The following is a 17,620-nucleotide window of genomic DNA, read 5'->3' on the forward strand; positions in this document are numbered from 1 at the left end:
AATTTTTTCAGTCCGTAGACTTTATTCTTTCGTCTCGCAAGTGCCCACACAGATTGTCTGTTTCTTCTTTTTAAAGAGCTGACAGCTTTTTTTACCTCATCAAGTTTTGTTGATTTAGTTTGCTGTCTCAAGGGTTGCGTATGTTACTCACTTCACTTGATGTCGTCAACCCTTATTTTGGTTTTTTTATTATTTTTGGGTTGAGTGATTGCTTTTTATTCAAAACAAGGCGTTATAGTATAAATTTTATCTGATTTGTAACCTGTTTAGCTTTATCTATCGCATCGTTTATATTATTTGCTCTTGCTAATGCAACCCCCATTCTTCTTACCCCTTTAACCTCAGGTTTACCAAACAGACGTAAATCGGTCTGTTCAACGCGTAGTGCTTGGGCTAAATGAATAAAAGAAACTTGATTTGAGTCACCGTCTACCATTATTACAGCGGACGCACTTGCCCCATATTGTTCAATCGTTGGAATAGGCAACCCTAAGATAGCTCTTGCATGTAACGAAAATTCGGAAAGATTTTGTGATATTAAAGTCACCATTCCGGTATCATGAGGACGAGGTGAAACTTCACTGAACCATACTTGATCACCTTTTACAAATAACTCAACCCCAAATAATCCTCTACCTCCTAGCGCTTCCGTTATTTTTGATGCAATCTCTTTTGACAAATTTAGCGCTTGGTCAGACATATGTTGTGGTTGCCAGGATTCACGATAATCACCATTTTCTTGTCGATGCCCAATCGGTTCACAATAAGATACGCCATCAATATGTCTTACTGTTAATAAGGTAATTTCATAATCAAAATCGATAAAACCTTCAATGATAACTTTTCCACCGCCCGCTCGTCCGCCTTCTTGAGCATATCGCCAAGCTGATTCAAGATCATTATTGTTATGTATTAAAGATTGTCCTTTACCTGAAGAGCTCATCACAGGTTTAACCAAACAAGGAAAACCAATTTCATTAACGGCTTTTTCAAACTCTATAAAATTTGTCGCAAATCGATAAGGAGAAGTCGGTAATTTTAATTTTTCAGCGGCTAAACAACGAATCCCTTCTCGATCCATCGTTAATTGCGTTGCTTTTGCGGTAGGGATAACAGTAAAACCTTGTTGTTCTAATTCTACTAATGTATCTGTTGCAATGGCTTCAATTTCTGGCACGATATAATCTGGTTTTTCTTTTTCAATTACGCTTTTTAGCTCATGACCATTTAACATGTCGATAATATAGTAACGATGCGCAACTTGCATTGCAGGTGCGTTAGCATAACGATCAACGGCAATCACCTCACAACCAAACCGCTGTAATTCAATAACAACCTCTTTAGCCAGTTCGCCTGCACCACAAATTAAGACTTTTGTCGCCGTTACCGATAATGGCGTTCCTATTTTAGACATACTTTCCTCAACCACAATTATTTATTTGCAGAAACAAAAAATCGGGATAATTTCCCGATTTTGATTAATTTATTATTAGGCTTGGTATGGATCACGTAGAATCATGGTTTCACTTCGATCAGGGCCAGTTGAAATAATATCAATTGGCGTCTCGGTTAATTCTTCAATCCTTTTAATATAAGCTTTTGCTGCTTGTGGCAAAGCATCATAGCTTTTAATACCAAAAGTTGACTCGCTCCAACCAGACATCGACTCATAAACAGGTTTAACTAAGCTCCACTCTTCAGCCGAAGCTGGGGCGTTTTTAATCACATCGCCATTAGGTAATTGATAACCCACACAGATTTTAACTTCTTTTAATCCGTCTAATACATCAAGTTTAGTTAAACAGAAACCTGAAACTGAATTAAGTTGCACTGCTTTTCTAACAGCGACCGCATCAAGCCATCCTGTACGGCGACGGCGTCCTGTTGTAGCACCAAATTCATTCCCTTGTTTACAAAGATATTCGCCAACTTCATCGAAAAGTTCGGTTGGAAAAGGGCCCGCGCCAACACGAGTAGAATAAGCTTTTACAATTCCCAAAACATAACCGACATAACGAGGTCCGAAACCAGAACCCGTTGCTACCCCACCAGCAGTAGTATTTGATGAAGTCACAAAAGGGTAAGTACCATGATCAATATCAAGTAATGTACCTTGTGCACCTTCAAACATAATTCTTTCGCCTTTTTTGCGAGCTTCTTCTAGTAGTGCAGGAATATCAGCTATCATGGCAATTAAAATATCAGCAATCGCTAATGTATCATTTAGCACTTTTTGGTAGTCAACCGCTTCTGCTTTGTAATAGTTGACTAATTGGAAGTTGTGATATTCCATCACTTCTTTCAATTTTTCTGCAAATGCTTGGCGATCACGTAAATCACCTACACGAAGACCACGACGAGCTACTTTATCTTCATATGCCGGACCAATCCCACGACCTGTTGTCCCAATCGCTTTACTACCACGGGCTTTTTCACGAGCTTGATCCAGTGCAATATGATAAGGCAAAATCAAAGGACATGATTCTGAAATGAGTAATCTTTCTTTGACCGGAATACCTTTATTTTCTAACTCTTTCATCTCTTTCATTAAAGCATCAGGACAAAGTACAACTCCATTGGCAATGATACTAATAACATCATTACGTAATATTCCTGAAGGAATAAGATGTAATACTGTTTTCTCACCATTAATGACTAATGTATGTCCTGCATTATGTCCACCTTGATAACGGACAACATATTTTGCTTTTTCTGTGAGTAAATCAACAACTTTACCTTTGCCTTCATCACCCCATTGTGTTCCTAACACAACAACATTATTACTCATAGACTTTTACTCATTCTGTTAGTTATTAGATTTTAATTTCATGTATTGAAAAAATTCACTATCTGGACTAATGACCATTACATCATTACCAGAAAAACTTTGTTCATAAGCTTTTAAACTTCGAATAAAACTAAAAAATTCTCTGTCTTTACCAAAAGCATCCGCATAAAGTTTAGCTGCAATGGCATCACCTTCACCACGAATCGCACGTGATTGACGTTCAGCTTCCGAAAGTATTTTTGTTTCTTGTAATGTCGCTTCTGCTCGAGTCTCTTCGGCTTTTCTTACACCTTCAAAACGTTTATCTCGTGCAATAACTTCACGTTCAGCTCGCATTCTGGCATAGATAGAGCCTGAAACTTCAGCAGGAAAGTTAATTTGCTTAATTCGCACATCGATAACTTCAACACCAAATGCACGTAAGCTTGTTTTATTACTTTCTATTTCTTTATGTTCATCCGATGATACATTTTCAGTTACTTCTTGAACACCACCATTTAGCGCATCTTTAACACGATTCATCAAAGAATTACGAGATTGTGTATCCGCATTAGAATCATTGATAATATCTTTATTACTTAATTTACCAATCTCAGCACGTAAACGACCGTTTAGTCTTGCTAATAATAAATCTTCGACATTATTACCACCAGCGACTGTTTCATAATAACGATTGAAATCAATAATTTTCCATTGCACAAAATAGTCGACGATTAATTCTTTCTTTTGCACATTAAAAAATCGTTGTTCTTTATTGTTATTAGAGCTATTAGTCGTTTGAATTTTAGCATCAATTACTTTAACTGTATCCATGCCCGGGATTTTAAAATGTAAACCAGGTTCAGATAATCCAATGATTTTATTGAATCTTAAAACAACACCTCGTGTACCTTCTTCAATAACATAAACGCTTGAAATATATACACCAATTAATATTAAAACTATAGGAATTAATAATTTTCTCATATTTTTCTCCTTAACGTCCCATAGTCCGCGTAGTATTTCTTACGCTGTTTGAGTTATTACTACTGTTATTTGTTTTTGGTGATTCAGATGCCGTTTGAGACTGATTTTTTACAGCTTCAGAAGACACATTAAAATTATAATCACTCGTGATACTTGATGATGTTGGTGAATTAGAATTTGTCATTTCTTTATTTTGAAATAACTTTTCTAATGGTAATACCATAATGTTACCACTTTTATCATTAACAATAACTTTATTGGTTTTGGTTAATACTCTTTCCATGGTTTCAATATACAAACGTTCTTTAGTGATTTCAGGTGCTGCTTTATATTGAGGTAGGATTTTTTCAAAGCGTGCAACATCACCCGCAGCTTCAAGTTCAACACGTACTTTATAAGCATTAGCATCGGCCAAAATTCTCGCTGAGCGACCTTCTGCTTGTTGTACGATTTGGACTTTATCTGCTTCAGCCTTTTTAATTTCACGCTCACTATCACCTTGAGCACGGATAGCATCATCATAAGCATCTTGAACTTCATCTGGTGGACGCGCTACCTGAAAGTTCAAATCAACAATATTTATACCCATATCATAATGCGTAATCACATTGACCAATTCATCTTTAGTACTACTTTCAAGTACAGAGCGTCCATCAGAAATAATTGCGTCAATATTTGAACTACCGACAGCGGTTCTAAGTGCACTATCAGCCGCTTGTCGCAGACTATCTTCTACATTTGTGACATTAAATAAATATTTTAAAGGATTATTAATACGATATTGTACGTTCATCTCAACAAACACTAGGTTTTCACCTGTCGTGACGATAAATCCTTTTACATTGAAATTTTTAGTACCTTGAGTATCGACAGGATAAACTTTGTCTACTAATGGTATTCTCCAATTTAATCCGGGTTGAATAATTTCAGGTTGAACTTGACCAAAACGAGTAATTACACCACGTTGGCTTTGATTTATGGTGTAAAAACCACTTGCCCCCCAGATAAGGAGTAAAATGATAAGTATGACAACAATAATGACACTTAGCGGAAATTTATTAGCCGAAGATCCGCCATTGTTGCCTGAATTACCTTTTTTTAAGAGGTCATTAATTTTATCAAAAAAACCGCCAGATAAGTTAGATGGTTTTTTGTTATTATTACCCCATGGATCGTTATCTTGTCCGTTATTGCCGGGCTGATTCCACGCCATATTTTATTTGCTCCATTAAACAATTAGTTGTTATTTTGCGTATTGATAAAGTATAACAGATCTGGCTCTTGTTTACACAAACGGTTCCATTCAATTGCAGGCATTCTTACATCTAAATGGAAGCTACCATCGCTATTAATTACTTCGTGTTCAACTGCATTTAGCTGATATAAACGGCTTCTTAGTTTTGCTAAATGAATTGGTAAGTTTAATTGGCAAACTTGAATTTGCCTAGCAAGTCTTTCTGTTAATGCCGTAAATAAGAGATCTAATCCTAAACCATTTTCAGCAGAAATCCAAACACGAATTGGTACACCATTTGAATCACGATCAATACTTGGCTGTTTATCTTCGATTAAATCAATTTTATTCATGACTAATAGTGTTGGAATTTCATCAGCATCTATTTCCAACAAAACCTCATCAACCGCTTGCATGTTATCTAAAAAGTTGGGATCAGCGGCATCAACAATGTGTAATAATAAGGCTGCTTCTTGAGTTTCAAGCAGGGTTGCTTTAAATGCAGCAATAAGATCATGCGGTAAATGGCGTATAAAACCGACCGTATCAGCCAGCACGACTTCGCTTACATCATCAACAACTATTCGGCGTAAAGTTGGATCAAGTGTTGCAAATAACTGATCTGCGGCATAGACATCCGCTTGTGTTAATGCATTAAACAGTGTTGATTTACCGGCATTAGTATAACCCACTAAAGATACAGTCGGAATATCTGCTTTATTTCGAGATTGTCTGTTTTGATTGCGCTGTTTTTCAACTTTGGCAAGTTTAGATAATATTAATTGAATACGATGACGAATTAATCGCCTATCGGTTTCTAATTGAGTTTCGCCTGGGCCTCTTAACCCAATTCCCCCTTTTTGTCGCTCAAGATGAGTCCAACCACGAACTAAACGTGTTGATAAATACTGTAATTGAGCTAATTCAACTTGTAATTTTCCTTCATGGGTTCTTGCACGTTGTGCAAAAATATCAAGAATCAATCCAGTTCTATCGATAACACGACATTCACACAATTTTTCGAGGTTTCGTTCTTGGGTAGGCGTTAGGGTATGATTGACTAAAATAACAGAGGCATCTAATTCTTTCACTTTTTCAGCGATTTCAATAGCTTTACCTTCGCCAATAAAATATTTGGCTTGAGGCGCCTTTCTTGAAGTTGTCACGATATCGAGAATATCTATCTGAGCTGAAGAAACTAGTATTTCAAACTCTTTAAGATCCTCAATATCGCTTTCTTGGGGAAAGAACACATGCACTAATAAGGCGGATTCACCACCTTTATATCGTTCAAACAATCGAACTCTCCACTGAAATTATCAGCTTTCAGTTTCCTCTTCAGGCTGAGATACCAATCCTGAAATAGGTCTTGATGGTACGACTGTTGAAATAGCATGTTTGTAAACCATTTGGCTTACCGTATTCTTTAATAAAATAACAAATTGATCGAATGATTCAATTTGACCTTGTAATTTGATCCCATTGACTAAATAAATTGAGACAGGAATATGCTCGCGACGAAGCAAATTTAAATAAGGATCTTGTAATGACTGCCCTTTTGACATGAGTTTATCCTTTATAGATGAAATAATAATGAAGATAAAATAATTGTAAACGCAAAAAATAATATTTAATGCGACTTAAGATACTTCTGTATTATCAAAATAACATAAAAAGCATCGCTATAAAACTAACGAAAAGCGATTAATGCACAAATAACTAAAATTTTAATGTATTTAAACTAAAAAATACAAAAATTATACCGAATCTTGACAATTATCCAAAAAATTTTAAGAAAATGCAATTTTCTATTCTAACTTAAAAGGTTAAAAAAGAAAATTAAAACAATTGACATCATTATATATTTTGGAAAACAGAATCCATATTATCCCCATTTAACCATGTGATTGGTTGCTTCCAGCCCCTTAGCCAGGTAATCTGTCTTTTCGCTAATTGCCGTGTGGCACAAATCCCTTTAAAGACCATTTCATCATAACTTATTTCACCACTTAAATATTCCCACATTTGACGATAACCGACACAACGTATAGAAGGTAAATTTGAATGTAAATCTCCACGTTCCATTAATCGTTTAACTTCATCTTCAAAGCCAAGTTCTAACATTTGTAAAAAACGTTGTTCAATACGTTGATGCAACTCCGCTCTATTTGGTGGCATAATGGCAAATTGCATAATATCGTAAGGTAATAGTTCACCACTATGTTGTGTCAATTCAGTTAAACTTTTTCCGGAAATTAAATAAACTTCCAAAGCACGATTAAGACGCTGTGGATCATTAGGATGAATTCTACTTGCCGAAACAGGATCGACTTTTTTTAACTCTTCGTGAATTGACTGCCAACCATATTTATTGGCTTTTTCTTCAATTTGCTGACGTATTTCACTATTCGCTGCTGGCAGAGGTGAAAGTCCCTCAATTAAAGCTTTGAAATAGAGCATTGTTCCCCCCACTAATAGTGGAATTCGACCATTATTCAAGGTGTTTTCAATTGCTGAAATCGCATCAGACCGAAAATTTGCAGCAGAATAACTTTCAGACGGATCACAGATATCAATTAATTTATGAGGGTATATTTGTAATTCCGATTGTGTTGGTTTTGCTGTGCCAATATTCATCCCACGATAAATAAGCGCAGAATCCACACTAATTATATCAATAGGATAACGATCATAAAGTGCCATAGCAAAGGCAGTTTTACCTGATGCAGTTGGCCCCATTAACGAAATAATTTTTGGTTTACTCATAATAAAATTGATTGCGTAATAGTTTGAATATCAATAGGGTATAAAAACGTTTCTTGATTTAATAGTTTAATATCTATCTGTTCTAATTGAGCAAGCAATTGAATTACGTTAGCGACACTCCAACTGACCATGCTGTTATCTTCGCATTCAATAGCTAACCAACTAGCAATTTGAGTAGGATCGATAGTTGTATTTTCAGCAGATAAAAAAGAAATTAAAGCAGGTAATAACTGTTGCCAATTTGTCGTACGTAACATTTTAGGAACGTTTTGCAAATGTAATTTTGCTTTTTCAAAATAAAAATCAAAGCCTAAAAAGGTTAATTGTGCTTTATAGTGCGTAAGAACTTGCTCTTCTTTGCGATTAATTAAAATTGTTAATGGAATCAGTAATTTTTCAGATTCTTGCGATAATAATTTAATCGCATTCACTTTTTGCTTTGCAACAGGTAGCTTCATTAACATTAGTTTTTGCTCACTGTCTTCATATTTTTCCAGTAATGCAATATCAGGTTGAATAACAGTTAAAACTCGACCAAATTGGACTAATGATGAACTATCAAATTGGTGTTGTAATGATGACTGTAAAGGAGTTGTTCGTTTCGGGAATAAAGTTTCAATCACCGCTTTTTGTGGTTCAGTAATGTGATGATCCTGTGGTAAATCAATCTGTTGTTTTTGCTCTTGATTCTGACGGTTTTGCTGAGCATCAACATTAACAAGTTGTCCGTACAGCGCATTATTTTCTTTTACATTATTGGTTATCTTTTGAGGAAATGGCTTATTCGTAGAATAAGGTAACGGGTTGGTTTGTCGATTGAAAATATTATCACCCGCCGCTTGTCTATTCGGTGTAAAAGCGATTTTAGTTTGGTTATCTTCTAAAGGTAATGTGGATTCAACTGACGACTCCAGTGCCATAACAATAGCTTGATAAACAAAATCATGAACAAGTCTAGCCTCATGAAAACGAACTTCATGTTTAGCTGGATGAACATTGACATCAACTTGCTTTGGATCAAGCTGTAAAAAAACAACATAACTTTGTTGTTCGTTCGTTCGGTTTACATAAGCTTGTCGTAAAGCATGATTGAGTAATTTATCTTTAATTACGCGCCCATTAACATAAAAATATTGTAGATCGCTAACTTCATTACTAGCAACCCATCCTTGAATCAACAAATCATCATGTTGCCAATCTAACTTTACTGCTTTTTGAATGAAAGCACGACCACACACTGATTCAACGCGCTTATCTAACTCAGATGCACGATATTGTTTAACTAATTTACCATTATGTTGCAAGTTAAATGTCACATCAGGACGCGCCAACGCAATACGTCTGATAAACTCTTCAATATGCATAAATTCCGTTTTTTCGGTTTTCAAAAAGCGACGTCTAGCAGGTGTATTATAAAATAGATCCAACACTTCAACTGTTGAACCAACTGGATGTGCTGCAGGTTTAATGGTGGGGGACATATCACGACCTTCAGCATAAACTTGCCAGGCTTCAGATTGTTCCGCAGTACGAGAAGTTAACGTTAATCGAGAAACTGAACTGATACTAGCAAGCGCTTCTCCTCTAAATCCCAGACTTACAATCGCCTCCAAATCGTCTAAAGTATTAATTTTACTTGTTGCATGACGAGCTAACGCTAAGGCTAATTCACTCTTATTAATTCCACAACCATTATCTCGAACGCGGATTAATTTACATCCACCCTGTTCCAAATCAATATCAATTTGCGTACTACCAGCATCTAAACTATTTTCAATTAATTCCTTAATAACCGATGCCGGACGCTCTACCACTTCGCCAGCTGCAATTTGATTTGCTAACTGAGGTGATAGAATATGAATAGCCATTAATGTCTTTCTCCAAACTTAGGATTTTGCTTTACATAATTTTTTATACCTAGATAAATTGCTTTGGCAATTTTATCTTGATGCGCACTACTACCAATTAATTTTTCTTCCCCCACATTTGATATAAAACCAACTTCAATTAAAATTGATGGAATATCTGGGGATCGCAATACACCTAAACTTGCATGCTCAGGTTTATTTTTATGCAATTTGATTGTACCGTTCATCGCTTTTAACACTTGGGTCGCTAACTCATAGCCTACACGTTGTGAATAAGAAAATTGCAAATCGAGTACCGCTTGACTTAAATGAGCATCATGACCATCGCTCAGTGCATCGCCTGCGCCACCTAATAATTGTGACTGTTTTTCCTCTTGCTCAATCCAACGCCCAAGTTCAGTATCAGCTCGCTTAGTTGATAATACCCACACTGAAGCACCAGTAGCACTACGATTCGGCGCTGCATCAGCATGGATTGATATAAGCAAATTAGCTTTACTATTACGCGCAATCTCTGAACGTTTGGATACCGAAATAAAATTATCACTGGTTCGAGTTAATACACCTTTAAATTTTGGATCGTTATTGAGTAAAGTTGTCAGTTTTTTAGCAATAGAAAGGGTTACGGTCTTTTCATATAATTTATTTTTACCTATCGCACCTGAATCTTTGCCACCATGTCCTGCATCAACAGCAATCACCACTTTAGCAGCATAAGCAGAACTGCAAAGCAACAATAACATCACAAAAGTAAATAATTTTTTCATCATGTATTCGCTAAGTGTAGTTGATTAATAATAGCTTGACCTTTTTCCGTTTTTGCCAATAAAGTCGCTGTGCGTTCAAGTTTTAAATAGTTTAAATGAACTTCGATATCTGCAATTGGCAAAATACCTTGTGCTTGCTGTGGCCACTCTATTAAAGAAATAGATCGCGAAGCAAAATATTCACGAATCCCCATAAACTCAAGTTCTTCTGGATCATAAAGCCTATATAAGTCGAAATGATAAACTGAAAAATCATCAAATTGATATGATTCTACTAAGGTATAAGTTGGACTTTTTACATTACCAACATGCCCTAATTGTTGTAAAAAACCACGACTAAATGTTGTTTTTCCAGCACCAAGCTCACCAATTAAATAAATGACTATTGTACTATTATTCAATAAATAACTTAAACAATGCTTTGCTAACTGCTTTCCAAAGAAGATGGTTTGTTGTTCGTCGGCTAAAATAATAGGTTTCATAACAGATATTTTGCTTAATAAATAGTTGTTATTATATACTAATAACCTTTAAAGATGTACTAACCAAAATTAACTCAATTTTTGAGTAAATTTTAACTTTAATATCATGTCTTGACATAATAAGTGAAAAAACATGCTACATACTATTTCAACGGATAACCAATCAATAATCGATCCACAACTTATCTGTGCCCAAGATGCGGTCTTATTTTGGCAAAATGGCGTATTTGTTGCGTTACAAAATACTCCTGTTCTTAATGCTATTTTAGAAAAAACTCAACATTGTTATATTTTAGATAATGATATAACAGCGCGTGGACTTGATCCGTTTATTGATAAAAGATTGCATATCATTAATATGCAACAGATGGTTGAATTAACCGTTCAATATTTTCCTCAAATGAATTGGCAATAATCAAGTAACCTTGTTAACTTTGATTTTTACTTCCTGTATCAACAATATTTCAAAATAGACAGAGCCAATTTGCAATTCAATACACCTCGGTTTAATATGATTTTCATATCCTATAATTCTATATCCAACTGTAAATGGTAAATTTATTATCAATAAAAGAAATTGATGACTTGCTAAAAAAAGGCGAAGTTGTTGCTTATCCAACCGAATCCGTTTTTGGATTAGGATGCGATCCTGATTGTCAAACCGCAGTAACGAAACTGCTTGATTTAAAACGCCGTCCCATTGAAAAAGGTTTAATTCTCATTGCCAGCCATTATGATCAACTTATTCCTTACATCGATGAGTCAGCCTTGACCTATCAACAAAAACAGTTAGCTCTTACCAGTTGGCCAGGTGCGGTTACTTGGATTTTTCCTAAGAATAAAAATACCCCACAATTTTTAACCGGACAATTTGATTCGATTGCAGTACGTGTTACTGATCATCCATTGGTATGTACATTATGCAACCTATTTGGTAAACCTTTAGTTTCAACAAGTGCGAATCTTTCAAATTATCCGCCTTGTTTTACCGCAAACGAAGTTGCATTACAATTTGGTGAACAGTTTCCTATTTTACAAGGTGAAACCGGACACAGGGCTTCACCTTCTGAAATTAGGGATATAAAAACCGGCCAAATCATACGACAAGGTTAGTATTATGCACAATTTATATATTGGTATTATGTCAGGTACCAGCATGGATGGGGTAGATATTGCGTTAGTTGATATTACCGCAGGAAAAATTAAATCAATAGCCAGCAAATGTTATTCGCTGCCAGATGATATTAAACAACAATTACTGACCCTTTGTGAAACCAAACAGACTTCATTACAAGATTTAGGTGAACTGGATCATCAGTTAGGCTTAGTTTATGCCCATCATGTGAATCAATTTTTAACACATCATAAAATAGAACGTAATAAAATTAAAGCAATTGGATGTCATGGACAAACTATTTACCATTCACCATTAGGTGCAAACCCTTTTACGATGCAAATTGGCGATGCCAATATCATTGCCGCCCTAACAGGCATTACTACCATTGCTGATTTTAGACGAAAAGATATTGCTTATGGTGGACAAGGCGCACCTTTAGTGCCTGCTTTTCATAAATCACAACTTGAAAATCCATCAATTAATCGTGTGATATTAAATATTGGAGGAATAAGCAATATCACGGTACTTATTCCACATCAGCCCGTCATCGGTTACGATACTGGACCGGGTAATGTATTGCTTGACGGTTGGATAAAGGCTTGTCTTGGTAAAAATTATGATAACGATGCTAAATGGGCAAAAACAGGAAAAATGGATACCAAACTTCTCACTAAATTATTAAATGAAGATTATTTTCAATTACCCGCCCCTAAAAGCACAGGACGAGAACTGTTTAACCTATCTTGGTTACGTCAAAAATTGACAGGTGCCACATTAAAATCTGAGGATATTCAAGCAACACTGGTTGAATTGACTGCATTATCTATCGTGCAAGAAATAATAAAATTATCCATTAATACAGAATTGCCATGTGAACTTTTAGTCTGTGGTGGAGGCGCAAAAAATCCACTTATCATGCAAAGACTATCTGCGTTATTGCCTAATTGGAACGTGTTAACTACTAGTGAAAAAGGAATAAACAGTGATGATATGGAAGCAATAGCATTCGCTTGGCTTGCCTATTGTCGACTTAATAATATTCCGTCGAATATTCCAGAAGTGACTGGTGCAAACCAAGCTGTATCTTTAGGGGTGATTTATCAGTAACAATATTTAAATCAAACCAAATTTTTTTAGGGCTTTTGCAATCCCATCATTATCATTGGAATCAGTGACAAATTCAGCTTGCTCTTTTAATTTGTCCACAGCATTAGCCATTGCTATCGGGTGATTAACGGTTGTAAACATCTCAAAATCATTCATCCCATCACCAAATGCGTAAGTTGGCACATCAGTGAATCCTTTTTTTTGCAATAACTGATTAATACCGTTACCTTTAGATCCACCATGATTAAAAACATCAACGCAATATGGCGTGTTACGTATAAACGTTAATTCCGGAAAAGCATCACGATAAACAGATTCACCTTCTTCGCACAACAATAACATCATTTGAATCGGTTCGTTTAGATAAAGCAGATCATCAACAGGGGGAATAGGTTGTTTAAGATAGTGATAAAACGTTTTTGCGGCTTGAGTACACTCAGAAATACGCATTATTTCATCATTATAAAAAGCTAAAGGAATATTCATTTGCTGTTTTGAAAACTGATACATTCTGGCGATTAAATCTTTATCGATATTATTCGTAAAAACTTTCTCGCCTTTATATAGAACAATTTGCCCATTCATACCGATAATAGAATCAATCGACAATTTTTTCATTAAATCGGTCACTTCACAAGGTGTACGACCTGTTGCAAGCATTGGAATAATATTATTTTGCTTTAGCTTTCTTATTGCCTCAACTGAACTTGCTAAAACCTCTATTTGACTATTAAATAAAGTCCCATCTAAATCAAAAAAAACGATAGCTTCAGGCTTATTACTCATATTACAAATCCAAAATATTTTTAATAAAAGGAATCGTTAACTTACGTTGTTCCGCTAATGTTGCTACTTCAAACTTTTCTAACAAAGAAAACAGGGTACGCATATCACGATGGACACGCTTTAATAAAAATAATCCAACTTCAGTCGATAATTCAAAACCGCTTAATTGGGCTCGTAGTTGTAACGCCTTAAGCTTATCATCATCACTTAATTCTTTTAATTGATAAACTTGCCCCCAACTAAGTCGTGATACCAAATCAGGCAATATAAAAGAAACCTGTTTAGGGGGTGCACTGGCAGTAATCAATAATTTACTAATATTTTTTTCAGTCAGACGGTTAAATAAATCAAAAATAGCTTCTTCCCAATCCCGATTGCCTGCAATAGCATCAATATCATCTAAACAAACTAAATCATAATTATCCAACCCTTGTAAAATTTCGGGAACAAGGTGGAAATACTGTTTTAAAGGAATATAACTAGCCAGTTTATTTTGACTTGAGGCATGCAATAGATGAGTACGACCAGCAGCACTTGCCGACCACATATAAAATACATTGAAACCTTGCTTAACCAATAAAGTTTGCAATGAATCAAGTAATAATTGATTATCACCTATATAAAAACTGTCGAAAGTTTCACTATTTGGTAATGAAAAAGGCAACGGTAATTGTGAAAGAGTAATAAAGTAACCTCACACTAAAAAATTAATCTAGTTAAGTATAAATTTGCTTTTGTAAAAATAAAAGAATTTTATAAAAAAGGAACAATTTAAAAAAATAAAAAATCGTTATTCAAAAAACCCTCGATATATTTTATCAGTAAACTATTAAAAAACAGCCAACAAAAAGACCAAAAAATAAGCAATCAAAATATATTTTTGTGGATAACTCTGTGCTAAAAGAAAGTAATAAGCTGTGATAAGGCTATTAATAACCTAAATGACAAAACCAATTGTGGATAACTAAGCTAATTATCAACAAGTTTAGATCAACAAAGATCCGATCAATTAACAGTGTTACAGGATCAATAAGATCCTATAAAATAATTACTATATCCAGTTATCAACAGAAAGGATCCACTCTAGTAGTAATAAAAATAAAAAGATCACATAAAAGATCTTATTTAATTTAAATGGCGATCAAATTAGATCATTTGACGTATTCAAAAAGATGAGTAAAATCGCTAACGCTAATTTAGATCAAAACAACATGTCTGAACTAACAATCATCTTCATAGAAAATAACAACGAGGCTTTATATGTTTTATCCAGATCTTTTTGATGTCATTATTGTCGGCGGCGGTCATGCTGGCACAGAAGCTGCCATGGCATCAGCAAGAATGGGCCGCAAAACACTACTTTTAACCCATAATATCAATACATTAGGACAAATGTCCTGTAATCCTGCTATAGGTGGTATTGGTAAAGGTCACTTGGTAAAAGAAATCGATGCCATGGGCGGATTAATGGCTCATGCGATTGATCTTGCAGGGATCCAATTTAGGATCCTTAATAGCAGTAAAGGTCCAGCGGTCAGAGCAACACGTGCACAAGCGGATCGATCGCTTTATCGAAAAGTGATCAGAACAACACTTGAAAACCAAGAAAACTTAATGCTCTTTCAACAATCCGTAGAAGATGTGATCATTGAAAACGATCAGATCACCGGAGTTAAAACGCAAATGGGCGTCTCTTTTAAAGCTAAAGCCGTCGTCTTAACGGCTGGCACTTTTCTAAATGGAAAAATTCATATTGGTTTAGATAATTACAGTGGAGGAAGAACAGGGGATCCTGCCTCAATTGGACTATCTAAATCATTACATCAATACCCATTTAGAATGGGAAGATTAAAAACAGGTACACCACCGCGTATTGATGCCCGAACAATTGATTTTTCTAAATTAGGTACACAATATGGAGATGATCCTGTTCCGGTATTTTCGTTTTTAGGTAATGCTAATCAGCACCCAAAACAGATCCCATGTTATATAACAAGCACAAACGAAACGACACATGAGATCATTCGTAATAGCTTAGATCGAAGTCCAATGTACACAGGGGTGATTGAAGGCGTAGGTCCAAGATATTGTCCTTCAATTGAAGACAAAATTATGCGTTTTTCAGATCGCAATTCTCATCAGATCTATTTAGAGCCAGAAGGATTAGATAGTAACGAAATATACCCAAATGGGATCTCAACCAGTTTACCATTTGATACGCAACTTGCTTTTGTACGTAGTATGAAAGGTCTTGAAAATGCTAATATCATCAGACCCGGGTATGCGATCGAATATGATTATTTTGATCCTCGTGATCTCAAACCTACACTTGAAAGTAAAGTGATCAAAGGGCTATTTTTAGCTGGACAAATTAATGGGACAACAGGGTATGAAGAGGCAGCAGCTCAAGGCATGTTAGCAGGTTTAAATGCCGCACGGTTTGTTTATGATCAAGATCAATGGTATCCAACGCGTGATCAAGCTTATTTAGGTGTACTGGTTGATGATCTTTGTACGTTAGGCACCAATGAACCTTACCGAATGTTTACTTCTCGTGCTGAATATCGTTTGATGTTACGTGAAGATAACGCTGATATTCGCTTAACTGAAATTGGTCGTAAGTTAGGCATGGTTGATGATTATCGTTGGCAAAAATTTAACGAAAAATTTGAAGCGATAGAACAAGAAAGAGCACGTTTACGCGATATATGGGTGCATCCACATATTGAAACTATTGATGAAGTGAATGCCGTTTTAAGTGCTAATTTAACCAAAGAAGCAAATGGTGAAGAGTTACTTAAACGCCCTGAAATGAGCTATAACACATTGAAATCATTATCACTATTTGCGCCTGGATTAACTGATCCTAGTGCTGCAGAACAAGTTGAAATTCAAGTTAAATATGATGGATATATTAAACTTCAAATTGAAGAAATCGAGCGCCAAAAACGTAACGAAGAAACATTAATTCCTGAGCATATTGATTATGCTGAAATTTCTGGATTATCAAACGAAGTTGTCGCTAAATTGAAACAGCATAAACCAGTATCGATCGGACAAGCTTCACGTATTTCAGGCATAACACCAGCGGCAATATCAATGTTATTAGTTTATTTAAAAAAGAAGAATTATGTTAAAAAAGAAACTCACTAATCTTATTGATCAAACAGATCTTTTGATCACAGATCAGCAAATTGATCTGCTTATTGAGTATGTTGAAATGCTGAATAAGTGGAATAAGGCCTATAATTTAACTGCTGTGCGTGATCCCAACGAAATGTTAGTAAAACACATTATGGATAGTTTAGTGGTATCGCCCTATTTAGTGGGCGAACATTTTATTGATGTCGGAACAGGACCTGGGTTACCTGGTATTCCATTAGCGATCATCAATCCGGATAAACAATTTGATTTAGTTGACAGTTTAGGAAAACGTATCCGTTTTTTAAAACAGGTAAAATTTGAATTAAAACTGAATAATATTAATCCGGTGCAAAGCCGCATAGAAAACTATACCGAACAACAGTTTGATGGGGTCATTAGCCGAGCGTTTGCTTCATTACAAGATATGCTCACTTGGTGTCAGCATCTACCAAATCAACAGGGATCGTTTTATGCTTTAAAAGGTAGTGAACAAGATCCTATCCCTGAAGGGTTCGAACTTAAACAGAATATCAAACTGACTATTCCACAATTAAATGCGGATAGATGTTTAACGATTATTACTAAAGTTAATTGA

General features: G+C 35.4%; 16 protein-coding genes and 1 pseudogene. 5 read left to right on the forward strand and 12 right to left on the reverse strand.

What is annotated here, in order from left to right; all coding sequences use genetic code 11:
* Positions 1-232: 232 nt before the first annotated feature.
* The 10 genes and pseudogenes from purT to tsaE all read right to left on the reverse strand — a co-directional run bounded on the left by purT (position 233) and on the right by tsaE (position 10,871).
* Positions 233-1,414, reverse strand: a complete 1,182-nt coding sequence (purT, locus tag J3U14_RS11205; RefSeq protein WP_267351189.1) for a formate-dependent phosphoribosylglycinamide formyltransferase — start codon at positions 1,412-1,414, stop codon at positions 233-235.
* 75 nt (positions 1,415-1,489) lie between these two features.
* The gene (locus tag J3U14_RS11210) at positions 1,490-2,788 is read right to left on the reverse strand and encodes an adenylosuccinate synthase (RefSeq protein ID WP_267351187.1); all 1,299 of its coding nucleotides are present in this window, start codon (positions 2,786-2,788) and stop codon (positions 1,490-1,492) included.
* An 18-nt stretch (positions 2,789-2,806) separates the two neighbouring features.
* Complete coding sequence (gene hflC / locus J3U14_RS11215) at positions 2,807-3,754, reverse strand: protease modulator HflC (RefSeq protein WP_267351185.1); 948 nt, start codon at positions 3,752-3,754, stop codon at positions 2,807-2,809.
* Positions 3,755-3,764: 10 nt separating this feature from the next.
* Positions 3,765-4,967, reverse strand: a complete 1,203-nt coding sequence (gene hflK, locus J3U14_RS11220; protein ID WP_267351184.1) for an FtsH protease activity modulator HflK — start codon at positions 4,965-4,967, stop codon at positions 3,765-3,767.
* A gap of 23 nt (positions 4,968-4,990) precedes the next feature.
* Positions 4,991-6,286 (reverse strand): ribosome rescue GTPase HflX, encoded by a 1,296-nt coding sequence (hflX, locus tag J3U14_RS11225; protein ID WP_267351182.1) that lies wholly within the window; start codon positions 6,284-6,286, stop codon positions 4,991-4,993.
* A gap of 21 nt (positions 6,287-6,307) precedes the next feature.
* Positions 6,308-6,553 carry an RNA chaperone Hfq gene (hfq, locus tag J3U14_RS11230; protein ID WP_220216206.1) on the reverse strand — a complete coding sequence of 82 codons (246 nt, stop codon included), beginning with the start codon at positions 6,551-6,553 and terminating at the stop codon, positions 6,308-6,310.
* Between the two features lie 292 nt (positions 6,554-6,845).
* Positions 6,846-7,754 carry a tRNA (adenosine(37)-N6)-dimethylallyltransferase MiaA gene (gene miaA / locus J3U14_RS11235; RefSeq protein WP_267351180.1) on the reverse strand — a complete coding sequence of 303 codons (909 nt, stop codon included), beginning with the start codon at positions 7,752-7,754 and terminating at the stop codon, positions 6,846-6,848.
* On the reverse strand, positions 7,751-9,622 hold the full coding sequence (gene mutL, locus J3U14_RS11240) for a DNA mismatch repair endonuclease MutL (protein WP_267351179.1): 1,872 nt from the start codon (positions 9,620-9,622) through the stop codon (positions 7,751-7,753). Before mutL ends, miaA begins: the two co-directional genes overlap by 4 nt.
* A 20-nt stretch (positions 9,623-9,642) precedes the next feature.
* A pseudogene (locus tag J3U14_RS11245) lies at positions 9,643-10,347 on the reverse strand (N-acetylmuramoyl-L-alanine amidase); the annotation flags it as partial.
* Positions 10,348-10,388: 41 nt separating this feature from the next.
* A complete protein-coding gene (gene tsaE / locus J3U14_RS11250; RefSeq protein ID WP_267351176.1) occupies positions 10,389-10,871 on the reverse strand; it encodes a tRNA (adenosine(37)-N6)-threonylcarbamoyltransferase complex ATPase subunit type 1 TsaE in 483 nt (160 codons plus the stop codon).
* 133 nt (positions 10,872-11,004) lie between these two features.
* Here tsaE and tusB point away from each other — a divergent pair, with 133 nt between their 5' ends.
* The 3 genes from tusB (at position 11,005) to J3U14_RS11265 (ending at position 13,095) form a co-directional block, all read left to right on the forward strand.
* Entirely contained in the window at positions 11,005-11,286 is a 282-nt protein-coding gene (gene tusB / locus J3U14_RS11255) for a sulfurtransferase complex subunit TusB (RefSeq protein WP_065558459.1), read from the forward strand.
* Between the two features lie 134 nt (positions 11,287-11,420).
* Entirely contained in the window at positions 11,421-11,984 is a 564-nt protein-coding gene (locus J3U14_RS11260) for a Sua5/YciO/YrdC/YwlC family protein (protein WP_267351174.1), read from the forward strand.
* 4 nt (positions 11,985-11,988) lie between these two features.
* A complete protein-coding gene (locus tag J3U14_RS11265) occupies positions 11,989-13,095 on the forward strand; it encodes an anhydro-N-acetylmuramic acid kinase (RefSeq protein WP_267351172.1) in 1,107 nt (368 codons plus the stop codon).
* Positions 13,096-13,101: 6 nt separating this feature from the next.
* Here J3U14_RS11265 and J3U14_RS11270 read toward each other — a convergent pair whose 3' ends face one another.
* Positions 13,102-13,881, reverse strand: coding sequence for a Cof-type HAD-IIB family hydrolase (locus J3U14_RS11270; protein ID WP_267351170.1), 780 nt, complete (start codon positions 13,879-13,881; stop codon positions 13,102-13,104).
* Position 13,882: 1 nt separating this feature from the next.
* Complete coding sequence (hda, locus tag J3U14_RS11275) at positions 13,883-14,566, reverse strand: DnaA inactivator Hda (RefSeq protein ID WP_081299048.1); 684 nt, start codon at positions 14,564-14,566, stop codon at positions 13,883-13,885.
* Between the two features lie 575 nt (positions 14,567-15,141).
* On the opposite strand from hda, the gene mnmG reads away from it, so the two are divergent.
* On the forward strand, positions 15,142-17,034 hold the full coding sequence (gene mnmG, locus J3U14_RS11280; protein ID WP_267351168.1) for a tRNA uridine-5-carboxymethylaminomethyl(34) synthesis enzyme MnmG: 1,893 nt from the start codon (positions 15,142-15,144) through the stop codon (positions 17,032-17,034).
* Positions 17,012-17,620, forward strand: a complete 609-nt coding sequence (rsmG, locus tag J3U14_RS11285; RefSeq protein ID WP_267351166.1) for a 16S rRNA (guanine(527)-N(7))-methyltransferase RsmG — start codon at positions 17,012-17,014, stop codon at positions 17,618-17,620. The genes mnmG and rsmG overlap by 23 nt, the downstream gene beginning before the upstream one ends.

This window comes from Gilliamella sp. B3801, assembly GCF_026536645.1.
GTDB classification, from domain to species: Bacteria; Pseudomonadota; Gammaproteobacteria; order Enterobacterales; family Orbaceae; genus Gilliamella; species Gilliamella apicola_I.